Source organism: Sphingomonas sp. PP-CE-1G-424 (assembly GCF_004341085.1).
Lineage (GTDB): Bacteria > Pseudomonadota > Alphaproteobacteria > Sphingomonadales > Sphingomonadaceae > Sphingomonas.
Genome location: NZ_SLXW01000003.1, coordinates 447914 through 471150 on the forward strand (window position 1 = coordinate 447914; position 23237 = coordinate 471150).

General features: G+C 65.7%; 17 protein-coding genes, 1 tRNA gene and 1 riboswitch. Of the genes, 12 read left to right on the plus strand and 6 right to left on the minus strand.

The features are described from left to right. Positions 1 to 13 precede the first annotated feature (13 nt). Positions 14 to 358, plus strand: a complete 345-nt coding sequence (locus C8J43_RS12140) for a hypothetical protein (protein WP_133031118.1) — start codon at positions 14 to 16, stop codon at positions 356 to 358. A 201-nt stretch (positions 359 to 559) separates the two neighbouring features. On the opposite strand, the gene C8J43_RS12145 is transcribed toward C8J43_RS12140, so the two are convergent. Both C8J43_RS12145 and C8J43_RS12150 read right to left on the minus strand, forming a co-directional pair. Continuing rightward, the gene (locus C8J43_RS12145; RefSeq protein ID WP_133031119.1) at positions 560 to 1855 is read right to left on the minus strand and encodes an N-succinylarginine dihydrolase; all 1296 of its coding nucleotides are present in this window, start codon (positions 1853 to 1855) and stop codon (positions 560 to 562) included. 186 nt (positions 1856 to 2041) lie between these two features. After that, a tRNA-Pro gene (locus tag C8J43_RS12150) sits at positions 2042 to 2118 on the minus strand. 290 nt (positions 2119 to 2408) lie between these two features. Between C8J43_RS12150 and C8J43_RS12155 the strand changes: the two genes are divergently transcribed. The 4 genes from C8J43_RS12155 to lepA are packed head-to-tail and all read left to right on the plus strand — an operon-like array spanning position 2409 to position 6473. Then, positions 2409 to 2693 (plus strand): hypothetical protein, encoded by a 285-nt coding sequence (locus C8J43_RS12155; RefSeq protein ID WP_133031120.1) that lies wholly within the window; start codon positions 2409 to 2411, stop codon positions 2691 to 2693. A gap of 4 nt (positions 2694 to 2697) precedes the next feature. After that, positions 2698 to 3843, plus strand: coding sequence for an aminopeptidase (locus tag C8J43_RS12160; protein ID WP_133031121.1), 1146 nt, complete (start codon positions 2698 to 2700; stop codon positions 3841 to 3843). After that, on the plus strand, positions 3840 to 4607 hold the full coding sequence (locus C8J43_RS12165) for a methyltransferase (RefSeq protein WP_133031122.1): 768 nt from the start codon (positions 3840 to 3842) through the stop codon (positions 4605 to 4607). Before C8J43_RS12160 ends, C8J43_RS12165 begins: the two co-directional genes overlap by 4 nt. Before the next feature lie 45 nt (positions 4608 to 4652). Continuing rightward, the gene (lepA, locus tag C8J43_RS12170; RefSeq protein WP_133031123.1) at positions 4653 to 6473 is read left to right on the plus strand and encodes a translation elongation factor 4; all 1821 of its coding nucleotides are present in this window, start codon (positions 4653 to 4655) and stop codon (positions 6471 to 6473) included. 264 nt (positions 6474 to 6737) lie between these two features. On the opposite strand, the gene C8J43_RS12175 is transcribed toward lepA, so the two are convergent. After that, the gene (locus C8J43_RS12175; protein WP_133031124.1) at positions 6738 to 6968 is read right to left on the minus strand and encodes a hypothetical protein; all 231 of its coding nucleotides are present in this window, start codon (positions 6966 to 6968) and stop codon (positions 6738 to 6740) included. Between the two features lie 295 nt (positions 6969 to 7263). On the opposite strand from C8J43_RS12175, the gene C8J43_RS12180 reads away from it, so the two are divergent. The 5 genes from C8J43_RS12180 to C8J43_RS12200 all read left to right on the plus strand — a co-directional run bounded on the left by C8J43_RS12180 (position 7264) and on the right by C8J43_RS12200 (position 15285). Further along, entirely contained in the window at positions 7264 to 9546 is a 2283-nt protein-coding gene (locus C8J43_RS12180) for a TonB-dependent receptor (RefSeq protein ID WP_133031447.1), read from the plus strand. A gap of 247 nt (positions 9547 to 9793) precedes the next feature. Further along, positions 9794 to 13162 carry a polysaccharide deacetylase family protein gene (locus C8J43_RS12185; protein ID WP_133031125.1) on the plus strand — a complete coding sequence of 1123 codons (3369 nt, stop codon included), beginning with the start codon at positions 9794 to 9796 and terminating at the stop codon, positions 13160 to 13162. Positions 13163 to 13247: 85 nt separating this feature from the next. Then, on the plus strand, positions 13248 to 13991 hold the full coding sequence (gene modA / locus C8J43_RS12190) for a molybdate ABC transporter substrate-binding protein (RefSeq protein WP_243645558.1): 744 nt from the start codon (positions 13248 to 13250) through the stop codon (positions 13989 to 13991). Then, positions 13992 to 14696, plus strand: coding sequence for a molybdate ABC transporter permease subunit (gene modB, locus C8J43_RS12195; protein WP_133031127.1), 705 nt, complete (start codon positions 13992 to 13994; stop codon positions 14694 to 14696). It abuts the gene before it with no gap. Continuing rightward, positions 14686 to 15285: an ATP-binding cassette domain-containing protein gene (locus tag C8J43_RS12200; RefSeq protein WP_133031128.1), complete on the plus strand. Its 600-nt coding sequence runs from the start codon at positions 14686 to 14688 to the stop codon at positions 15283 to 15285. The genes modB and C8J43_RS12200 overlap by 11 nt, the downstream gene beginning before the upstream one ends. A 29-nt stretch (positions 15286 to 15314) precedes the next feature. Here C8J43_RS12200 and C8J43_RS12205 read toward each other — a convergent pair whose 3' ends face one another. Continuing rightward, positions 15315 to 17546 (minus strand): glycoside hydrolase family 3 N-terminal domain-containing protein, encoded by a 2232-nt coding sequence (locus C8J43_RS12205; protein WP_133031129.1) that lies wholly within the window; start codon positions 17544 to 17546, stop codon positions 15315 to 15317. 79 nt (positions 17547 to 17625) lie between these two features. Next, positions 17626 to 19545, minus strand: coding sequence for a molecular chaperone HtpG (gene htpG / locus C8J43_RS12210; protein WP_133031130.1), 1920 nt, complete (start codon positions 19543 to 19545; stop codon positions 17626 to 17628). A 168-nt stretch (positions 19546 to 19713) separates the two neighbouring features. On the opposite strand from htpG, the gene C8J43_RS12215 reads away from it, so the two are divergent. After that, the gene (locus tag C8J43_RS12215; RefSeq protein WP_133031131.1) at positions 19714 to 20391 is read left to right on the plus strand and encodes a peptidylprolyl isomerase; all 678 of its coding nucleotides are present in this window, start codon (positions 19714 to 19716) and stop codon (positions 20389 to 20391) included. Between the two features lie 99 nt (positions 20392 to 20490). Here the strand turns inward: C8J43_RS12215 and C8J43_RS12220 are convergent, their stop codons facing one another. Beyond that, positions 20491 to 22107, minus strand: coding sequence for an NAD(P)/FAD-dependent oxidoreductase (locus C8J43_RS12220; protein WP_133031132.1), 1617 nt, complete (start codon positions 22105 to 22107; stop codon positions 20491 to 20493). A gap of 60 nt (positions 22108 to 22167) precedes the next feature. On the opposite strand from C8J43_RS12220, the gene cobO reads away from it, so the two are divergent. Further along, positions 22168 to 22767: a cob(I)yrinic acid a,c-diamide adenosyltransferase gene (gene cobO, locus C8J43_RS12225; protein ID WP_207893386.1), complete on the plus strand. Its 600-nt coding sequence runs from the start codon at positions 22168 to 22170 to the stop codon at positions 22765 to 22767. Between the two features lie 190 nt (positions 22768 to 22957). After that, positions 22958 to 23152, plus strand: a riboswitch (cobalamin riboswitch). Positions 23153 to 23237: the final 85 nt, after the last annotated feature.

Genomic DNA, 23237 nt, shown 5'->3' on the forward strand with positions numbered 1-23237 from the left:
GTGAGGATGCGGCATGAATGGACAGACGATAGCGGTGGAGATCGCCGCCGCGGGCGACGGTGCGTGGTTTGCCAAGCATACGGACCGTCGGTTGCGACTCCGGAACATGATCCCGGGCGAATTCAGCGACGTCGACGGCGAACCGCCGGTCGGGATGGCCTGGCGGACGATCGTGATCGAAGCGCAACCCGGCGCCCGCAGCCGGCAGGCCATTGCCTTACCGCTTGGCACCGACATCGGGCAGTTCACCGACGAGGCATTGTTCGAGCTATTCGTTCAGGTGGCACCGCCGGGTGCGCGGCAGGTGATCGCCTCGCTTCGCAAGGTCAAACTTCCCGCCGCAACCGGTGCCTCTTAAGGTCAAGGTGCAGCGGATCATCGGCATACCGGGCGATAATCGGGATGGACGACCGCTAAACTTGACGAACGGAAGTTTTCAACGGCGCCGGCCGTGTTAGCTTGCCAATAGAGACGCGCGTCGATCGATGAAGCGTCCACGGTGCCCCGCCCGGATACGAGAGTGTCGCACGGACGGGCGGGGCGCTTCTCCTAGTAACGCTCAGATTTCGTCGGGGCCGAAGCCAAGCGCTCGGGTCATTGCGGCGCGCGCGCGCGCGCAGCGTTCCCACAGTTGCGGATCGCCGAGGTCGTCGAACCCGATTGCCTCGGGCCATTCGCGGGCGATGACGTCTTCGATCCGGGTACAGATCGTTTCATTTAGCAGGAACCGGGGATCGATCGAGGCTAGCGCGTCCTCGTCGACCTGGACGCGTAACCGCAGGCAGGCGGGGCCGCCGCCGTTGCGCATCGATTCCCGGACGTCGACGACTTCGAGCCGGCGGATCGGACCGCCATCCGCGACCTGCTCGGTCAGCCACGTCCATACCGCGGCATCCTCCCGCGCTTCGGCGGGAAGCACGAGGGTCATCGTACCGTCAGCCGCGGTGACGAGTTGCGAGTTGAACAGATAGGTCCCGATCGCGGTCTTCAGGCTTACCCGGTCGGCGGGCACGGCGAGGATCACCACGTCCGGCACGAGCCGGTGCAAGTCGCGATAGAACGCCTGCGGGTCGGCGAAGGCGTGCTCGTGCGTGAAGAGGACGTGCCCGTTGGCGACCGCGACGACGTCGTTGTGGAATGCACCGGCTGCGATCGCAGCGTCGCTTTGCCGGACCATCAGCGTGCGCGCGGGGTCGAGGCCGTGGCGACGCGCGACCGCTTCGCTTGCGGTGCGTGACTGGCGGGACGGGAAGCCGCCGGCGTGTCCCTCGCCATACACGAAGATCTCGACGCCGCCGCCGCCCGCTTGCGGCACGATCCGCATAAAGTTCGCCGCGCCTTCGTCGCCGAAGGCTGCGGGAACGGTCGAATGGACGCGGAAGAAGCGCGCGTCGCCGAACGCGAGCCGCAACTGACGCTCGGTCTGCCCGCACTCGCTCGCGCGGTGCGGCATGGTCGACAGGTTCGCCACCGAGATATGGCAGAGGCCGTCGGCGGTATCAGGGGCGGGCGACACCGTCCCGGCATTCGCGGTCCACATCGCCGACGCGGAGAAGGCGTTCGCGACAAGGGCGCGGTCGGCGTTCCAGGCCGAGGCAAGCACCTCGGCATCGCTGCCGACAAAGCCCAGCGCGCGCAACCAGTCGGTATTCGGGCGAACGTGTGGGAGAAAGAGGCCCTGCCTGAACCCCAACGCAAGCAACCGCCGCATCTTCGCGGCGCCTTGGAGCGCGGCAAGCCGAGGCGCCGAGACCGCGCCCGCATTGTTCGCCGAAGCCAGATTGCCGATCGAGAGACCCGCATAATTGTGCGTCGGCCCGACCAGCCCGTCGAAATTGACCTCGATCACGACAATCCTTTCCCGTGCAGTCGGCGGCGTACGATCGACCGATAGCCCGTCGGAGCGCGTTCACGCCAGCGGGCGGCGCGAAAAATTGGACGATCCACGCAAGCGGTACAGCCGGGCCCGCAATGGCGGAGATCGCAGCACGGGATGCAGAATGTTCGGGGAAGTTCGGGCTAAACCCCGAAAAATCGGCAATGGTCGGGGCGATAGGATTCGAACCTACGACCCCTGGACCCCGAGACCAGTGCGCTACCAGACTGCGCCACGCCCCGACAACATTGCCGGTGAGCCCCCTAGCCGCGACATGCCGAACGTTCAAGACAAATATCCTACGCACGATCGATTGAAAGAGCTCGCGGCGGCAAGCTGCACCGGGATGGCGGTTCTTTTATCGGGGCCGGCCGGCAACCTGGATCAAGCCCGCACATCGAGAACTCGTTTTGCCGCCGAAACGGATTGTGCGGCGATTGTCCGGGGTATCGCAAGAGCGCAGCGTCGTTGGGACGCGGATTGCCGATACGAAACACCCGCCGCGTTTTCTTGAAACTCCAAGAGAGCAGACATGCCTAGCGAACAGGAAATCAACGACATCGTCGCCCGCGTTTCGGCGCAGGTGCTGCGCGAAGTGAAAAGCAGCGAGCAGGTGTTCCGGATCGGCGATCTCAGTACGCATGTGATCGACCTCGGCAAGGGCGGCGATGCGGCCTGGACGATCTCGTACAGTACCGCTGCGGCCCAACTCGGTGATGCGGGTCGCATTCGCCCGCTCGATCAGCTGGCGTGGACGATCAGCTACAGCACCTCGAAGCCGACGCTTACCGATCGCGGCATCGATGTGAAGAACTAGGGCGATGGATGGGAAGATCTGGCGCGGGGTTCAGTCCCTGCTGGACGCCTATGTCCGGATCGCTGGCGGCGACACGGCGGTTATCCTGTATACCAGCGACAGCCAACGGTCCGCCGCCCTCGTCTGCGCCGCGCTCGAGATGCGCGCCATCCCCGCGATACGCGTGTGGATGGCGCCGCTTGTCGACGAGACGTTCGAGGAGAGGCTCATTGCGACCTTGCCAGCGGTCGACGCGTTCGCGGGGCGGCTGATCCTGTTGTCGTTCGAACGCGACACCTTCTCGCATACCGGTGCGCTGACCCGCGCGTTGTCGATCTATCCGCCGGAACGCCTGCGAATATTCCGCTCGATCAGCGCCAGCGACAGCCTGTTCGCGGATGCGCTGCTCGCGAGCCCCGACGAGCTCTCCCGACGCAACGTCGCCATCCTCGAACGGTTGACGCGCGCGTCGCACCTGCGGATCACGACGCGGGGCGGCACCGATCTTGAGGTCACGCTCGATGCCAAGCACCGCTGGATCAGCAACCGCGGCCCCGCGCGCGAGGTTGGCACGGTGATCCTGCCGGCGGGCGAGGTTGCTACGTTTCCCGCGAAGATTTCGGGCGTTCACGTCGCGGACTTCGCCTATAACGTGAACGCGATCACCGACGACGACGTGCGGCTGGAGACCTTCCCGGTAACGATCGAGATCGAGGGCGGGCGGGTCGTCGCGCATCGCTGCGAAGACGCACGGACGATGCGGTTCCTGGACTCTGCACTGACCACGCATTGCGCCTATAATGTCGGCGAGCTCGGTTTCGGCACGAACTTCGGAATCGGCGAGCCGATCGCGATGAACTCGCACATCAACGAACGCCGGCCGGGCGTGCATATCGGGCTCGGCCAGCATAACCAGGACCCGGGCGTGGTCGGCTATCAATGTGCGATCCACCTCGACCTTATCGCGCGCGGCGGGATCGTCGAGGTCGACGGCAGTGGTGATGTCATCGATCTCGAGCATCTGTTGCCGTCGGACGCACCGCATCCCGAAAGCACGCGCGACGAAGACGTGTTTTCGCCCGACACGTTGCAGATCGAGGACGGCGACTGCTGCGGGTTGTTGTCGGACGGTGTGCTGACGCCGTGCCCTGCGCCACTGGTCGCGGCATGAACTACTGGACCGCCGCACCCGACATCGTCGACGCGTTCGTGCAGCCGGGCGGGCAGGAGGGCACCAGCATCCCGCTCGAACTGACGCTGCGTACGCTGACCGCGGTGTTGCCCGAGCGGCCGTTGCGCGTGGTTGATCTCGGGGGTGGCGACGCAGCGTTGGCGGTTCGGCTGGCAATGGCAGGGTATGAGGTCGTGGTCCAGGATATCGACCCGCAGATGATCGCGCTCGGCGAGCAGCGGCTGGCGCGCTGCCCCAGCGCGATCCAAGACCGGGTCCGGCTGATCTGCGCGGATGGTGCGACGATGGCGGCGGACCAGGCTGAGGTGGCCGATCTCGTCTGTTGCCATAGCGTCCTGATGTACGAGGATGATCCCGCGCCACTGGTCCGCACTGCGGTCGCGCTGTGCAAGACGGGCGGGCTCGTGTCGATCGTCGCGATCAACCCGGCGGCGGCGGCGATGCGATCCGGGCTGGCGGGCCGGTGGGCCGAGGCGCGCATCGCGCTGGAGACGGGCAGCGACGCGCATGGTCCTTACGCTGCGAGTCGTAATCATACGCGTGCAACGGTCGAGGCGCTGCTGAGCGAGGCGGGCGCCGGGATCGTCGAATGGTCGGGCATCGGCATCTTTACCGATCACCACGCTGGTCCGATCTTGGCGGATGATCCCGAGGACGTGTTGCGGGCCGAATGGCTGGCGGGCCGGCTGGACCCGTATCGGCAGGTCGCGCGCTGCTATCATCTCATCGCGACCAAGCTTTAGGTCGGCCGTCTATCCCCCGCGCGGCGTCGCTGCTAGGAGCGCGCCATGACTCCGCTCGACCGCATCCGCAATTTCTCCATCATCGCCCATATCGACCATGGCAAGTCGACGCTCGCCGACCGGCTGATCCAGGAAACTGGCGGCCTGACCGCGCGCGAAATGTCCGAGCAGGTGCTCGACAACATGGACATCGAGAAGGAGCGCGGGATCACGATCAAGGCGCAGACCGTGCGTCTCGCGTACAAAGCCAAGGACGGCCTCGATTACGTCCTCAACCTGATGGACACGCCGGGGCATGTCGACTTCGCCTATGAAGTGAGCCGCAGCCTGGCCGCGTGCGAAGGCGCGCTGCTGGTGGTCGATGCGGCGCAGGGCGTCGAGGCGCAAACGCTCGCCAACGTGTACCAGTCGATCGAGCACGACCACGAGATCGTGCCGGTGATCAACAAGATCGATCTGCCCGCCGCCGAACCCGAGAAGGTCCGCAAGGAAATCGAGGACGTGATCGGCATCGACGCGTCCGAGGCGGTGCTGGCGTCGGCCAAGTCGGGGATCGGCATCGTCGAGATCCTCGAGGCGATCGTCACCAAGATCCCGCCACCCAGCGGCGACCCGGAGGCGCCGCTGAAGGCGATGCTCGTCGACAGCTGGTACGATCCGTATCTCGGCGTCGTCATCCTCGTGCGCGTGATCGACGGCGTCCTGAAAAAGGGCCAGCAGATCAAGTTCATGCAGACCGGCACGATGCATCTGGTCGACCGGGTCGGCTGTTTCCGTCCGAAGATCGAGCAGCTGACCGAGCTCGGCACCGGCGAGATGGGCTTCATCACCGCGCAGATCAAAGAGGTCGCGCAGACGCGCGTCGGCGACACGATCACCGATGCCAAGCGGCCTGCGCTCGAAGCGCTCGCGGGTTTCAAGGAAGTTCAGCCGGTCGTCTTCTGCGGGATGTTCCCGGTCGATGCCGCCGAGTTCGAGAAGCTGCGTGAGAGCATCTCGAAGCTGCGGCTGAACGATGCGAGCTTCTCGTTCGAGATGGAGACGTCGGCCGCACTGGGCTTCGGCTTCCGCTGCGGGTTCCTCGGGCTGTTGCATCTGGAGATCATCCAGGAGCGGCTGACGCGCGAATATGATCTGGACCTGATCACCACCGCGCCGTCCGTCGTCTATGAGATCGAGCTGACCCACCCCGATCCGTCCGGCACGACGCATATCGAGCTGCACAACCCCGCCGACATGCCCGAGCCGAACAAGATCGCGACGATCAGCGAGCCGTGGATCGAGGCCACGATCTATGTTCCCGACGAGTATCTCGGCAGCGTCCTGAAGCTCTGTCAGGACCGCCGCGGCATCCAGAAGAACCTCACCTATGTCGGCGGTCGTGCGCAGGCGACCTACGAACTGCCGCTGAACGAAGTGGTGTTCGATTTCTACGATCGGTTGAAGTCGATGTCGAAGGGCTATGCCAGCTTCGACTATCACCAGATCGGCTACCGCGAGGGCGACCTCGTCAAGATGGGCATCCTCGTCAACGAGGAGCCGGTCGATGCGCTGAGCATGATCGTCCACCGCGGCACCGCCGAAGTGCGCGGCCGTGGCATGGTCGAGCGCTTGAAGGAGCTGATCCCGCGCCATCTGTTCAAGATTCCTATTCAGGCGGCGATCGGCGGCAAGGTGATCGCGCGCGAGACGATCAGCGCGATGCGCAAGGACGTGACCGCGAAATGCTACGGCGGTGACGCGAGCCGCAAGAAGAAGCTTCTGGAAAAGCAGAAGAAGGGCAAGCTGAAGATGCGCGAATACGGTTCGGTCAGCATTCCTCAGGAGGCGTTTATTGCAGCGCTGCGGATGGGCGACGACGCGTAGGCGCCCAAGGCTAGGCGGGGCAGCACGTTAGCCGAGGCGGACGGCGACCGGCCGAGCTCGTATTCGGCGTGTCGTGCGAGGCCGCAGCTTTGCCACGGCGAAGCAGCGGTCGCATTCGAACGTCACTCCGCTACTCCTTGTTCTCCCGCAAATGCGGGAGCCCAGTCTGGATCCCCGCCTTCGCGGGGAAACATGCTACCCTTGTCTGTAGAGGACAAACGCCGCACCAGCCGGAGTGGTGCAGAGCATCGGCATCCGCCGCCATCACTCGTACGTCGCGATTCCGAACGCAATGTAGCCGACGCATAGGATAATCCGCGTCAACCAGGCTGCTTCGCCGTGGAGCGCCACGGTCGCAGCGATCGCGACGATCCAGGCCGCCATGATTGCCCAAGCCTGCCAGGCGAAAGGGAACGGGAAGATGCCACCGGTCATGCTAGGTTCGAACCAGCCCGAGCCTCGGATCGACAGCCAGAATCGCATCAGCAGGTCCATGACGCGGTGCTAGCATGGCCTATCCGCCAGTCGCGAGCGGCAAAAATATCGCACTATTCTGCAAACCGCTGCGTGCAAAAACACGTCGTAACCAACTGTCATCATACCAACACAATCCCCGCCTAACCGCCGGATCGGGGAGTGAGCGTCGCGAGGCGTCGTCGAGCCGTCCGGGGAGGGCGGTCGAGGACAAGCCGCGACGTTTTATTTTTGGGATGTGCGGTCGGTCGTCAGGGACGGCGCCGCATTATTGGGGAATAGAATTTTGAGGATTTCGGTCGTTAAGTCGGCGCTGATGCTCGGCGTCGCGTGTGGTTCGGTGCTGATCGGGTCGGCGGCGCTCGCGCAGGATGCAGCGCCCGTCCAGGAGCAGGCTGCTCCGGCGGAAGGTCTCGGCGATATCGTCGTCACCGCGGAGCGTCGTTCGGAAAACCTCCAGAAGGTGCCGCTGTCGGTCGGCGTCGCGTCGGGCGATGCTCTGCGCGCCTACACCGCAGGCGGCGACGACACGTTGCTCGCGCTGTCGGGCCGCGTCCCCGGCCTGTACGTCGAATCGACGACCGGCCGCATCTTCCCGCGCTTCTACATCCGCGGTCTCGGCAACATCGATTTCTACCTCGGCGCCTCGCAGCCGGTCACGATCATCCAGGACGACGTGATCCTCGAGCATGTCGTGCTGAAGTCGAACCCGGTGTTCGATGTCCGCCAGGTCGAAGTATTGCGCGGCCCGCAGGGCTCGCTGTTCGGTCGCAACACCACCGCCGGTATCATCAAGTTCGACACCAACAAGCCCACCAACGACTTCGACAGCCGTGCGTCGGCCTCGGTCGGTTCGTACAATAGCGTCAGCCTCGACGCCGGTGTCGGTGGCCCGCTGATCAAGGACCTGCTGGCGATCCGCCTGTCGACTATGATCCAGCACCGCGAGAACTATGTCGACAACCGGTTCGCCGGCGTCAGCGCCGACAATACCGCGACGCCGCGCAAGGACGCGATGGGCGGTTTCGACGATCGCAACGTCCGCGTGCAGCTGGCACTGACCCCCGGCGACCGCTTCACGCTGGACCTGTCGGGCCATGCGCGCTGGTATGATGGCACCTCGACGCTGTTCCACCGCGGTGCGCTGAAGAAGGGCTCGAACGACGTCTCGGCCGAGCCGCGCAACGTGGTGTCGTACGACGAAGGCAACGACAACCCGCAGAGCTACAACACCTATGGCGGCTCGGCCCGCGCGACCTACGACTTCGGTCCCGCCGCGCTGACCTCGATCACCGCATACGAGACGACCTCGGGGTTCAGCCGTGGCGACACCGATGGCGGTGCCGGCGCGAACTTCCCGGTCGGCGGCTTGGCAAACGGCTTCGGCCAGTCGCAGGGTCAGATCCGCGATCTCGATCAGTGGTCGCAGGAAATCCGGCTTGCGGGCACCCCCGGCGGTCGGTTCAACTGGCAGGTCGGCGGCCTGTATTTCGACACGCGCGACATCACCGACTTCTATCAGCGCGGGTTTTTCCTGACGACGGCCGCGCGAAACCCCAACAACTGGGTACGCTTGCACGACGTCAACACGTCCTGGGCGGGCTTCGGGCAGGTCAGCTATGAGCTGGTCGACAAGCTGACGCTGACCGTTGGCGGTCGCGTCACCGAGGACAAGAAGCGCACGCAGCTTCTGAAGACGGCGGACACCGCGGCGGGCGTGGTCACGTATCGCGGCCGTACCGACGTGACGCTGAAGGCGACCAAGCCGAGCTGGGATGCGAGCCTGCTGTATCAGGCGAGCCCGGACGTCAGCCTCTACACGCGCGTTGCCGAAGGCTTCCGCGGGCCGACGATCCAGGGCCGCTCGGCGGTGTTCAATTCGGACTTCACGACCGCCAAGTCGGAGACGATCCTGTCGTGGGAGGGTGGCGTCAAGAGCCGCCTGCTGAACAACACGCTGAGCCTGAACGCGACGGTCTTCGCCTACCGGGTCAAGGACATCCAGCTCAACGGCAACGATGTGAACGGCAACGGCGTGCTGTTCAACGCCGACAAGGCGGATGCATACGGCATGGAGGCCGAGGCGAACTGGAAGCCGGTGCCGAACCTGACGCTCGGCGCGGGCCTCAGCCTGCTGCACAGCAAGATCCGCGACAAGAACGTCTATGCTCAGGTCTGCATCCTGAACGGCGTGGTGGTCTGCACGGTCGAGGATCCGACGATCAAGGTCGGCGCTAATACGTTCGCGCAGATCAATGGCAACCCGCTGCCGAATGCGCCCGAGTATAACGTCGACCTCAACGCCCGCTATGACCAGCCGCTCGGCAATGGCGGTCGCGCGTTCATCGCGGGCGACTTCAACATCCAGGGCTATACGCAGTTCGTGCTGTACAAGACCAAGGAGTTCACCGCGAACGGCAACTTCGAGGGTGGCTTGAAGATCGGCTACGCCGCGCCGGACGATGCGTACGAACTGGCGGTGTTCGCGCGCAACATCACCGGCGAGAAGAACCTCAAGGGCGTGATCGAGAACTACATGGCGGCGGTGTTCAACGAACCGCGGATCATCGGCGTATCGCTCAGCGGCAAGTTCCGCTGATCTGACCTTCTCCCCTCCCGCATGCGGGAGGGGTAGGGGGTGGGCGCGCGCCATCACCGGACGCAACGTTGGTTCAAGCCGGGTGCCCACCCCTCGGTCCCCTCCCGCGTGCGGGAGGGGATGCCGCGATTCCGGGATCATCCCTCCGCAGCGTGACGGATTTTTCAGCAGCGTCCGCCGGAACCGCGCTGTAGCGGCCTAAAATAGAAATTTGCCGTTTTCCTTCCGTCGGTTGATACTCCCCCTCATGTCGCTCAATCCTGTCTTCTATGATGCAAGCGGCCGTCGTCGGCGGCGGTTCACCTTTGGCGTCGCGGCATTCGTCGCGCTGCTGCTGCTATCGATCGCGATGTTCGCCGTTTCGATCGGTGCGGTGCCCACCGCGCCGCTGCTGCCGATCGAGCCCGAACACCCCGCGCTCCACAAGCTGCCCGCGCCGCGCGGTGGGATCCTTCGCGAGACCCGTCGCGACCTGAATTACTACGCCAAGCAACTGTTCGGGACGAGCGCGGCCAAGCCGGGTGTCGGCAACGGCGCCAACCCGGCGCTTGCGATCGCCTTTCACGCGCCATGGGACGAGGCGAGCACCGCCAGCCTCGCGCGGCATGTCGAACAGCTCGACTGGCTGATCCCCGGCTGGGTCTCGATCACCGGCAAGGATCACCACATCACCGTGTTCCGCGATCAGGCGGGTCGCGATATCCTCAACAAGGCGGTCCACCGGCCAGTGATCCTGCCGATGGTGCAGAACGCGGTCGACGGGAACTGGGACGGCGCGGGTAGCGCAGCCTTGTTCGCCGATCCGAAGGCGCGCGCTGCCTTCCTCGACAAGCTCGTGCCGTTCCTTGCCGCCAACCGCGCCGGCGGCGTGTTCTACGATTTCGAGGATCTGCCCGCGTCGGCACAGCCCAACTACCGCGCGTTCCTCGCCGAGACGCGTGCGCGGTTCGCGAGCCGCGGCTGGGTAGTCGCGATCGCCGCGCCGGTCGCCAACCCCGACTGGAATCTGCCCGCCTATGCCAAGGTGACCGACAAGATCTTCCTGATGGCGTATGACGAGCACGAAACAAGCGGCGCGCCAGGCCCGATCGCGTCGCAGCGCTGGTTCGCGCACATGGTGGCCGATGCGGCACGGGGCATCCCCCCCGCCAAGCTGGTCGTGGCGATAGGCTCCTATGCCTATGACTGGCACGCAGGCGCCGATGCCGGCAACGGCGATGCGCTCGACGTTGAGGAAGCGTGGCAGAACGCCGCGGACTCGGGCACCGTGCCGACCTTCGACAAGGCCAGCGGCAACAGCAGCTTCGCCTATTCCGAGGGTGGCGTGAAGCACCAGGTGTGGCTGCTCGATGCGGCGTCGGCGTACAACCAGATCGCGTTCCTGCAAAAGGCTGGCCTCGGCAGCGTGGCGCTCTGGCGTCTCGGGTCGGAGGATCCCGGGCTCTGGTCGATCTGGGGTCGCGATCATCGCAAGCTGCCGATCCCCGATTCGATCGACAAGATGCCGGCCGGCACCAATGTCGATATCGAGGGCAGCGGTGAAATCCTCAAGATCGCCGCCGAACCCGTCACCGGCATTCGCGATGCGGTGCCGGCGAAGGACGGCACGATCGCCGACGTCAATTTCACGCGGATGCCTTCGCCCTATGTCGTGGTGCGAACCGGCTATCGTCCGAAACAACTCGCGCTAACCTTCGACGACGGGCCCGATCCCGAATGGACGCCGCAGATCCTCGACGTCCTCAAGCGCGAGCATGCGCCTGCGACGTTCTTCGTGATCGGCGAGAATGCGCTGACCGAACGCACTCTGCTCGAGCGCATGGTCAACGAAGGCCATGAGATCGGCAGCCACACCTACACGCACCCCAACCTTGCCAACGTCTCGCAACGGCAGGTGAAGTACGAGTTGAACACTACGCAGCGGCTGTTCCAGGCGTTCACCGGGCGGTCGTTGCGGCTGTTCCGCGCCCCCTATTTCGGCGATGCCGAGCCGAGCACTGCGGACGAAATCCTGCCTGCGCTCGAAGCACAGAAGCGCGGCTATATCTCGGTCGGTCTCCACGTCGATCCCGACGACTGGAAGCGTCCCGGCGTCCAGGCGATCATCGACCGGACCATCGCTGGCGTCGAGGCGGGCAATCCCGAGCGCAGCGGCAACATCATCCTGCTCCACGACGCCGGCGGCAACCGCGCCGAGACCGTCGCCGCGCTGCCGATCATCATCGAGCGATTGCGGGCGATGGGCTACAGCTTCGTTCCTGTGTCGACGCTTGCCGGGCTGTCGCGCAACCAGTCGATGCCGGTCATCTCGTCGAGCGACCGCGTTGCCGCTGTCGCCGACCTCGCGCTGTTCAGCACGCTCGGCGGCATCGTCGTCGCGCTCCGCTGGATCTTCGGCATCGCGATCACGATCGGCATTTTGCGTGCGCTGGCCTTGTCTGCGCTCGCGCTGATCCAGGCCCGCCGCGAACTGAAGACGGTGTTCCCGGCGATCGATCCGTCGCGGTTCGTGACGGTGATGATCCCCGCGTTCAACGAGGAGCGCGTGATCGTGCGCGCCGTGGAGGGCGTGCTGGCGTCGAAGGACGTCGCGATCGAGGTCATCGTGATCGATGACGGGTCGAGCGACGGCACCAGTCGCGTCGTCGCCGAGGCGTTCGCCGGCGACGACCGCGTCCGCCTGCTCACGTTGGAGAACGGCGGCAAGGCACGGGCGCTGAACCGCGGTCTCGAACTGGCACGCGGCGAGATCGTGATCGCGCTCGACGCCGATACGCAGTTCGAACCGATGACGATCGCCCGCCTCGCACGGTGGTTCGTCGATCCCGAGCTGGGCGCGGTCGCGGGTAACGCGAAGGTCGGCAACCGCGTCAACTTGATCACCAAATGGCAGGCGCTTGAGTACATCACCGCGCAGAATCTCGAGCGGCGCGCGCTCGCCCGGCTCAACGCGATGACCGTCGTGCCGGGGGCGGTCGGCGCGTGGCGGCTCGAGGCGATCCGCAGCGTCGGCGGCTATCCGGACGATACGCTTGCGGAGGACCAGGACCTCACGATCGCGATCCAGCGTCACGGCTGGACCGTCCAGTACGACCAGTTCGCGATTGCTTGGACCGAGGCGCCCGAGACGATGCGTGCGCTCGCCAAGCAGCGGTTCCGCTGGGCGTTCGGGACGTTGCAGTGCCTCTACAAGCACCGCTCGGCGATCGGCCGGTCGCACCCGCGCGGACTCGGCTGGGTCGGCTTGCCGCAGGCGATCGTGTTCCAGATCATCCTTGCGTCGATTTCGCCGATCATCGACCTCGCGCTGCTGGTGAGCTTCGCTTCGACCTATCTATCGGTGCAGGCGCATGGCTGGGAGCAGACCAGCCACGACGTCTATACGATGCTCGCCTACTGGCTGATCTTCACCGCGATCGACCTGTTGGCCGCGACGATCGCGTTCGCGCTGGAGCGCAAGGAACGCTGGCGGTTGCTGTGGCTGCTGATCCCGCAGCGGATCGGCTATCGTCAGGTGATGTATTACGTCGTGCTGAAAGCGATCGCCCAGGCGCTGCGCGGGCCTTTGGTCGGCTGGGGCAAGCTGGCGCGAACCGGGCGGGTCACGGCGAACTAACGCGCAACGCATTGCCGCGCGCGACGTTACCGTGTCTGCTGGCGTTCGCCGGTCGAAATTATGGGGTCTCTGTATGCGGTATCTGATGGCGGCACTGGCAATCCCGGTGGGCCTTGCGAGCGGCACCGCGTATGCGCAGCGGCCGCCGCTCGTGCTGGCGGCCGCATCGCTGCAGGAATCGCTGACCGCCGCCGCCGATGCGTGGGCAAAGAAAGGCCACGTCAAGCCGACCATCTCGTTCGCCGCATCGTCGGCCTTAGCCCGGCAAGTCGAATCCGGTGCGCCCGCCGATCTGTTCGTCTCGGCCGACGAAGACTGGATGAACGAGCTCGCGAAGAAGAACCTGATCGTCGCTACGACCCGCGTGACGTTCCTCGGCAATCGGCTCGTGGTCGCGGCGCCAGCGAGCAGCACGGTTCGCATCCCGGTCCGTCCGCCAGCTGCGCTCGCGCGGGTGCTGACCGCCGGGCCACTGGCGATGGCCGATATGGCCGTGCCGGCAGGGAAATACGGGCAGGCGTCGCTGGAGAAGCTCGGCGTTTGGGCGCAGGTCTCGCCGAAGGTGGTGCGCGCTGAGAATGTCCGCGCAACGCTGGCCTTGGTCGAGCGCGGCGCGGCGCCGCTCGGGATCGTCTATGCGACCGATGCTAAGGCGTCCGCCAAGGTCCGCATCGCGGGCGTCTTCCCCGAAAACACGCATCCCGCGATCACCTATCCGGTCGCGCGATTGAAGGCATCGACCAATTCCGATGCCGAGGCGTTCCGGCGGTTCCTCGTTTCGCGCGAGGGCAAGGCGATATTCGTCCGCTACGGATTCTCCGCGCGCTAAATGCTTGACGCAGTCGAATGGGGGGGGGGCGAATGGGGGATCGTCGCGCTGTCGCTGAAGGTCGGCGGTGTGGCGATGTTGGTGACCCTGCCGGTCGCTTTCGCGCTCGCATGGCTGCTCGCGCGCGTCCGCTTTCCGGGCAAGGTCATCGTCGATGCGGCAATCCATCTGCCGCTGGTGGTGCCGCCGGTGGTCACCGGATGGTTGTTGCTACTCGCGTTCGGACCGAATGGCCCGATCGGCGGGTGGCTCCAGGACTGGTTCGGGATCACCGTGCTGTTCCGCTGGACCGGCGCGGCGATCGCGGCGGGGGTCATGGCGTTGCCGTTGATGGTGCGCGCGATGCGGATCTCGATCGAGGCGGTCGACCGGCGGCTGGAGAATGCCGCGCGGACGCTGGGCGCGGGGCCCTGGCGCGTGTTCTGGACGCTCACGCTGCCGCTCAGCATCCCCGGCGTGCTGGCCGGCGCGGTGCTCGGCTTCGCGCGATCGATCGGCGAGTTCGGCGCGACGATCACCTTCGTGTCCAACGTCCCGGGTGAAACGCAGACTTTGCCGCTGGCGATCTACTCCGCATTGCAACAGCCGGGGGCGGATGCGATGGTGTGGCGATTGTCATGCGTGTCCGTGGGCTTGTCGCTCGTTGCTCTGATAGCCTCGGAACTGCTGACGCGACGCGCTGGACGGGGGCTCCATGTCCTTTGAGATCGATGTCGAGAAGCGGCTCGGCGATACGCGGGTATCGCTGACGCTCGACGCAGGCGAGGGGGCAACCGTGCTGTTCGGTCCCTCGGGCGTCGGCAAGTCGAGCGTCCTGAACATGGTCGCGGGACTGCTCCGGCCCGATCGCGGGCGGATCGCGATCGACGGCGAGACACTGTTCGGCGACGGCATCGACGTGCCCCCCGAACGCCGCCGCGCCGGCTATGTCTTCCAGGAAGCGCGACTGTTCCCGCACATGCGCGTCCGCGTGAACCTGCTCTACGGCGTACGCGGCGAGGCCGAGCGGTTCGAGGACATCATCGGATTTCTCGGTATCGGCCATCTGCTCGAACGCTGGCCCCGCACGCTGTCGGGTGGCGAAGCGCAGCGGGTGGCGATCGGCCGCGCGCTGCTCAGCCGGCCGCGTTTCCTGCTGCTCGACGAGCCGCTGTCGTCGCTCGATCGCGCCCGCCGTGAGGAGATCATGCTCGCGATCGAGCATGTCCGCGACGTGCTCAAGCTGCCGATCCTGATGGTCACGCACGACCCGGAGGAAGCCGAGCGGATCGGAAACCAGGTCGTGCGGATGTAGCGTGTTCCCCGCCGAGGCGGGAGAACAGCTTATACCAGTTCGAAGCTCTGTTTTTCGTCGTCGATCGAACTTGTTGCGACCCAGAGGTCGAACAGCCCCGGCTCGATCACCCAATCGCCGTCACCCCAGAACCGCAGGTCTTCGCGCTTCAAGGTCAAAGTCACGCGCTCCGATGCGCCCGGTGCCAGCGAGATGCGCGCGAATCCCTTGAGTTCACGGACGGGCCGCGTGCGGCTGGCGACCCGGTCGTGGATGTAGAGCTGCACGACTTCGTCGCCGGTTCGTGCACCGGTATTGGTGACGGTGGCGGTGACGGCGAGCGTATCGGTCATTTGCGTCGGCACGACGACGTTCGAGACCGAAAAGCTGGTGTAGCTCAGGCCATGCCCGAACGGGTAGAGCGCTTCGTTCTTCGTCTCGCGGTAGCGCGATTTGTATTCCTGGCTGCCCGTATCCGGTGCCGGGCGACCGGTGTTCTTGTGGTTGTAGAAATAGGGTTCCTGGCCGCTCTCGTTGGGGAAGCTCGCGGACAGCTTGGCGGACGGGTTGACGTCGCCGAACAGCACGTCGGCGATCGCGTTGCCGCTTTCGGACCCGAGAAACCAAGTCGCGAGGATGGCGGGGGCGTCTTTCACCGCACCGTGCAAGGCAAGTGCGCGGCCGTGGCGGAGCAGCACGATGACCGGCTTGCCCGTCGCCGCGATCGCTTCGGCGAGCGCCATCTGCGGGGCTGGAATCGTGATCTCGGTGCGCGATTGCGCTTCGCCCGACATGAGCTGGGATTCGCCGACCGCGAGCAGGACGATATCCGCGGCGTTCGCAGCGGCGATGGCTGTGGCGATTCCGCCGGGCAGGGGAGCTTCGATCTCGGAACCCTGCGCCGTCGTCACGGTCAGCCCGCGTGCGCGAAGTCCCTGCGCGATCGAGACGTTGAGCTTTTCGTCGGCCATGAACGCCCAGGTGCCGACGACGTTCTTGCGATCCTCCGCGAACGGGCCAATCACGGCGACCCGCCCCGGGTTCTTCTTCAAGGGCAACAGGTCGCCGTCGTTCTTCAGCAGCACGATCGACCGCGCGCCGGCCTCCCGGCTGAGCTTGAGCATGGCGGGCGTCGAGACACTGGTGCGTTCGGCCTTCCGGCTGACCGAGCGATAGGGGTTGTCGAACAACCCGATCGCATCCTTCAGGTGGAGCACGCGGCGCACGCCTTCGTCGAGCCGCGCGAGCGGGACTTCGCCCTTCTCGACGAGGTCGGGTAGCCACAGATTGAACAGGTTCGACTGCATGGCCATGTCCATGCCCGCCATGAACGCCTTCTTCGCGGCGTCGCGGCCGTCCTTGGCATAGCCGTGCGCGATCAGTTCCTCGTCCGCGGTATAGTCGCCGACGACCATCCCGCGGAACCGCCACTCGCCGCGCAGGAGGTCGGTCATCAGCCAGTGATTGCCGCTGGAAGGAACGCCGTCGATGTCGTTGAACGCGCTCATCAAAGTGGCAACGCCCGCGTCGACCGCAGCCTTGAACGGCGCGAGATGGACCTCGTGCAGCGTGGCGGGGGAGATTTCTGTGAAATTGTAATCCTGCCCGCCCGAGACCGCGCCGTATGCGGCGAAATGCTTGGCGCAGGCCGCAACGCGGGTCGGATCGCGCAGATCGTCCCCCTGGAAACCGCGCACGCGCGCCTTGGCCAGCTGGATGCCCAAATACGGGTCCTCGCCGGAGCCTTCCGCGACGCGGCCCCAGCGCTGGTCGCGGGCGACGTCGACCATCGGCGCGAAGGTCCAGTGAATGCCGAGCGCGGTGGTTTCCAGTGCCGCAGCGCGCGCGGTCCGCTCGGCGAGGTCGGGATCGAACGCGCAGGCCTCGGCGATCGGCAGCGGGTAGGCGGTGCGAAGGCCGTGGATCACGTCGCCGGCGAAGATCAGGGGGATCTTGAGCCGGGTGGCCATCGCCGCATCCTGCGCGGCCTTCGCGCCGGTATAGCCGACGCCGTTGAACAGCATGCCGATCTGCCCGGTCTTGATCCGGGCGATCTGCTCCGCCGCGCCGCCGGTCGCGAGACCGGGATTGAATGGCACGCCGATCGGGCGGATCTGATCGGAGAAGCAGCTGAGTTGGCCCGCCTTTTCCGCCGGGGTCATCTTCGCGATCAGGCTCTCGATCCGGTCGTTCTGCGCGAACGCGGCGGTCGAGCCGAGCGAGAGTCCAGCGATGGCCGCGCCGCCGGTCAGTATCTGGCGGCGATCTAGAATGGGCGACATGTCCTGCTCCTCAGTCTTTGAAGCGGACTAGTCGCTGGACCACGGTTCCGCAAATCTGCGGAACCGTGGTCGAGGTCGCTCAGCCCAACGCCCGCGTGAACAGCCGCGACAGGCGGGCGGAGAAGGCGCGGGCGTCGAGCGGACGCTCGCCATCGGCGATCTGCGCTTCGTCGAACAGCAGGTGCGCGGCATCCTCTCGCAGCGCGGTCTCGTCCTCGCCGAGCGCGGCGAGCTTGGCGATCAACGCAGAGCGCGGGTTGATCTCCAGCACCGGCTTGGCGGCGGGCATCGCCTGACCGCTCGCGGCCAGGATCCGCTCGAGCTGACGATCCATGCCGCTATCGGCTGCGACGAGGCAGACCGCGCTGTCGGTCAGGCGCTCCGAAGCGCGGACCTCCGAAACCGCATCGGCAAGCGTCGTCTTCACGAACGCGATGAAGTCCGCGACTTGCGGCGTGGTATCGGCCGTCGGTGCTTCGGCGCCGTCGACCAGCGGGATCAGGCCGAGATCGGCGGCGCCCTGCGTCACCGACTTGAACGGTTTGCCGTCGTGATCGATTCCCGCCGTCACCCAGAAGCCGTCGACCGAGTCCGGCAACAATAGCACTTCGATCCCGCGCGCGCGGAACCCTTCGAGCTGCGGCGAGGCTTCGAGCCGGTCGAGATCGGTACCGACCGCGTAATAGACCGCGGTCTGGTTGTCCTTCATCGCCGCGACATAATCGGCAACCGAGCGCCATGCGCCGGCCGACGTCGTGGTCTTGAAACGCGCGAGCTTCAGCAGCGCCTCGCGACGTTCGAAATCCTCGTACAGCCCTTCCTTCAGAACCGCGCCGAAATTCTCCCAGATCTTCGCATAGGCATCCGCATCGCGGGTCGCGAGCTTGTCGAGTTCGCCGAGCACGCGCCCGGTGACGCCCTTACGGACCGCGGCGAGCATCGGGCTCTCCTGGATCATCTCGCGCGAGACGTTCAGCGGCAGGTCAGACGAATCGACCAGCCCGCGCATGAAGCGGAGGTAGCGCGGCAAAACCTCGGCGTCGTCGGTGATGAAGACGCGTTTGACGTACAACTTCATGCGGCCGTTGCGGTCGGGATCGAACAGGTCGAACGGCTTTGCGCCGGGGACATAGGCGAGCACGGAATATTCGTGCAGTCCCTCCGCGCGGTAATGCAGCGTCAGCGCGGGCTCGTCGAACTGGCCCGACACGCTGCGGTAGAAATCGGCATAGTCCTCAGTGCTGATCTCGGACTTCGGCTTGGTCCAGAGCGCGGCGCCGTCGGCGATCTCGACCGGCTCGGCGTCGGGCGTTTCGCGGAGCGTGATGGGGACGGGAACGTGGCCCGACTGGTCCTTGATCAGCCGTTCGACGGTATAGCGCTCGGTGAAGGACGTCGCGTCCTCCAACAGATGGAGCACGACGCGAGTCCCGCGGGCGGGCGCCTCGGCGGTGTCGATGGCCGCGATCGTGTAGGTGCCGAGACCATCCGACGACCAGACCGACGCGGTGTCGGCGCCAGCGCGGCGCGATATCACGTCGACCTTCGATGCGACCATGAACGCGGAGTAGAATCCGACGCCGAACTGGCCGATCAACTGCGCACCGTCCGAGCCGGTCGAGGCCGCGATACGGTCCATGAACGCCTTGGTGCCCGAGCGCGCGATCGTGCCGAGCGCCTCGGCCATGTCGTCGGCGGTCATGCCGATGCCGTTGTCCTCGATCGTCAGCGTCTTGGCGTCCGGATCGAGCGTTATCGCGATCTGCGTGCGGGATTCGTCCCCAAGCAGGTCGGGCGCACTCAGCGCCTCGTAGCGCAGCTTCTCGCAGGCATCGGCCGCGTTCGAGATCAGCTCGCGCAGGAACACGGTCTTATCCGAATAGACCGAATGCACCATCATGTGCAGCAATCGCGAGACATCCGCTTCGAACGCGTGCGTTTCGGCAGGCTGCGTATCGGAAGGCTGGGGTTCCGCGGCTTGAACGGTTTCGTTGGTCATGGGCTGTTACGGCTCTCTTATGGGTAATGACGGTCGAGAGTTGGCCGGCTCGGAGGGTAATTTCAAGAGCGCGTCGTCGTCGGACAGGGTGCCTCAAGCCTGCCGATGTTGCGTCGGCATCGCTTGGCGGTTAGCGGGCCTCGATCAGCCGCTATGGGAATACTCGACATGCGCCGTTTTATCATCGGGTTGGCGGGGGTGTTGAGCCTCACGACCGCGGGCGGGGCACAGCCTGCGTCGCGCGGCACATCGGTCGCCAAGCCGGGGATCGTGCGGGTCCGGATCGTCACATCGGAGGGTCCGATCCTGCTGGGTCTCGACACGCGTCATGCGCCCAAGACGGCCCGCAATTTCCTTGAATATGTCGATGACGGACGCTTCGACGGGACTGACTTCTACCGCGCGAGCCGGCAGAAATCGTCGCCGAAAACAGGGTTCATACAAGCGGGAATCCGCACCGATGCACGGCGGATCCTGCCGCCGTTCCCGCTCGAGACGACCGCGATGACCGGGATCAAGCACGGCGATGCGACGATCTCGATGGCGCGCGGGATGAACCCGGCCTCGGCGGGGGGTAATTTCTTCATCACGGTCGGCCCGGCGCCGGCGATGGACGCGCGTGCGGGGTATTCGGGCTATGCGGCGTTCGGGCACGTCATCGCCGGGATGGACGTGGTGAAGCGGATTCTCGCCAAGCCGACCGGCGGCGGGATGGATGCGTTCAAGGATCAGATGATCCTGAAGCGGGTGGCACTGGTCAGCGCGCGACGGCTCGACGGCGTGGCGAAGCCGACCGGGTTGCCGAAGGCGTGGTTGATCAAAACGGGGCCTGGCCGCGTGAAGTAACCCGTCCGCCATCCTGTTCCGGCATCCGCGGTTTCGTCCGTTCCAAGCCCTTGGCATCAGGAACGGCGGATGCGGCACGAGCCCGCCATGATGGAGGGGTTACGCCGTCAGGCTGAGCGCGACCGCTTCCGCCACCTTGATACCGTCGACTGCGGCGGAGAGAATACCACCCGCATAGCCGGCGCCTTCGCCCGCCGGAAATAATCCTGCCGTATTCAGGCTGACGAAATCGTCGCCGCGCGTGATCCTGACCGGCGACGAGGTGCGCGTCTCGACGCCCGTGAGCACCGCGTCGGGGTGATCGTAGCCGGGGATCTCGCGGCCGAATGCCGGCAGCGCCTCGCGTAGCGCGGTGATCGCGAACTCGGGCAGGCATTCGGACAGGTCGGTCATGTGGACGCCAGGCTTGTACGACGGGATCACCGACCCGAGCGCGGTCGACGCGCGGCCCGCGAGCAGGTCGCCGATGCGTTGCGCGGGCGCCTTGTAGTTCGACCCACCAGCAACATACGCTCGCGATTCCCAGTGGCGCTGCAGCTCGATCCCAGCGAGCGGGTGGCCGGGATAGTCGCGCTCGGGGTCGATGCCGATGACGATCCCCGAGTTCGCGTTGCGTTCGTTGCGCGAATATTGGCTCATGCCGTTGGTCGCGACGCGGCCTTCCTCGGAGGTCGCGGCGACGACGGTCCCGCCGGGGCACATGCAGAAGCTGTAGACCGTCCGCCCATTCTTGCAGTGGTGCGATAGGCTGTACGCCGCGGCGCCGAGGTCGGGATGGCCGGCGCAGGGCCCGAAGCGTGCTTCGTCGATCCACGACTGTGGATGTTCGATCCGGACGCCGATCGAGAACGGCTTGGCCTCGACGTGGACGCCTTTGGCATGCAGCATCTCGAACGTGTCGCGCGCGCTGTGGCCGACCGCGAAGACGACGTGGTTGGCTTCGAGATAGTCGCCGGTGCTGAGATGGAGACCGCGGAGTTGGCGGGTGCCTGCCTCCTCGACGATGTCGAGACTGTCGACGCGGGTCGAGAAGCGGTATTCGCCACCGAGCGCCTCGATCGTCTCGCGCATGCTCTCGACCATCGTGACGAGGCGGAAGGTGCCGATATGCGGGTGTGCTTCGGTGAGGATTTCGGGTGGCGCGCCGGCTTTCACGAACTCGGTCAGGACTTTGCGGCCTAAGTGGCGCGGGTCCTTGATCTGGCTCCAGAGCTTGCCGTCGGAGAAGGTGCCGGCACCGCCCTCGCCAAACTGGACGTTGGACTCGGGATTAAGGACACTTTTGCGCCAGAGGCCCCAGGTGTCCTTGGTGCGCTCGCGGACGACCTTGCCGCGGTCGAGGATGATCGGGCGAAAGCCCATCTGCGCGAGGAGCAGGCCGGCGAACAGCCCGCACGGGCCTGCGCCGACCACCACCGGGCGGGGGCCGGTGTAGCTTGCGCCGCCCTTGGTGACGAAGCGGTAGCCGGTGTCGGGGGTACGCTGGACGTGGCGATCTTTCCGAAAGCGGGTGAGGACGGTGTCCTCATTCTTCAGCGTGACGTCGACCGAATAGACGAGCTGGATGTCCATCTTGTCGCGGGCATCGTGCGCGCGTCTGGCGACGGTGTAGCGGATCAGGTCGCGCGGGGTGACGCGCAGGCGGTCGCGGATCGCGGCGGGGAGCGCTTCGTCGGCGTGATTGAGCGGGAGCTTGAGGTCGGTGATGCGGAGCATGTCGGTCGCTCTAGCGCCGCGCGGCGCGATCCGCCATCGGGAGGACGAGAGGACTTGATCATGCGGACCGACGACGAACAGAATGCCAAGAGCGCCAAGCGTAAGGAGGTCCACGATAAGATTGTCGCGAGCAAGACGATCGAGAAGGGGCTGGTCATCGTCCACACCGGCAAGGGCAAGGGCAAGTCGACCGCCGCGTTCGGCATGGTGGTGCGGATGATCGGGCATGGGCGCAAGGTCGGCGTGGTGCAGTTCGTCAAGGGCGCGATGGCGACCGGCGAGAAGGCGGTCTTCGACGCGTTCCCGGAGCTGTGCGAGTTCAAGCCGATGGGGGAGGGCTTCACCTGGGACACGCAGGATCGCGCTCGCGACATCGCGGTGGCGCGTGAGGCGTGGGACGAGGTGAAGCGGATGATCGCCGATCCGTCCTATGCGATGGTGGTGGCGGATGAGCTGAACATCGTGTTGCGCTATGAGTATCTGCCGGTCGACGAGGTGCTCGCTGTCATGGCGGCGAAGCCCGAGATGACGCATGTCGTGGTGACCGGGCGGAATGCGCCGGATGCGCTGATCGAGATGGCGGACCTTGTGACCGAGATGACGCAAGTGAAGCATCCGTTCCGGTCGGGCGTGAAGGCACAGGCGGGCGTGGAGTTTTAGGCGGCTTCCTACTCTACGGCCCGTGACGACACCGTCCGTCATCCTGACGAAAGTCAGGACCCAGAGCCACGAGGGCCACCGCCCGTTACCCTGGGTCCTGACTTTCGTCAGGATGACGGGAGGGCGCGGGGACGGCTGGCGGACTTCTAACGGACGTAGCCGTGTCTTGCGCCGTGTCTTCCTCCCGCCTATCGCTGCCCCCGCGACAGGTTCCCCCGACGCTCGCGCGGAGGGCGATGAAAATGGGAACGGGAAACACCCGGCTGCCCCTGCAACTGTACGCGGCGAGCCACCGTGCCTCATGCCATTGGGATACTCCCGAGAAGGCGGCGCGGACGGCGTTGACCCGCGAGCCAGGAGACCTGCCCGTCGCGGTCGTCTTTCGTCCGGCCAGGGTGCGCCGAGCGGACGGGTAACACCCCGAGTGACGACATCGCTTCGCGTCTCGCGGAGGCCGGAGGCGTGCGCCT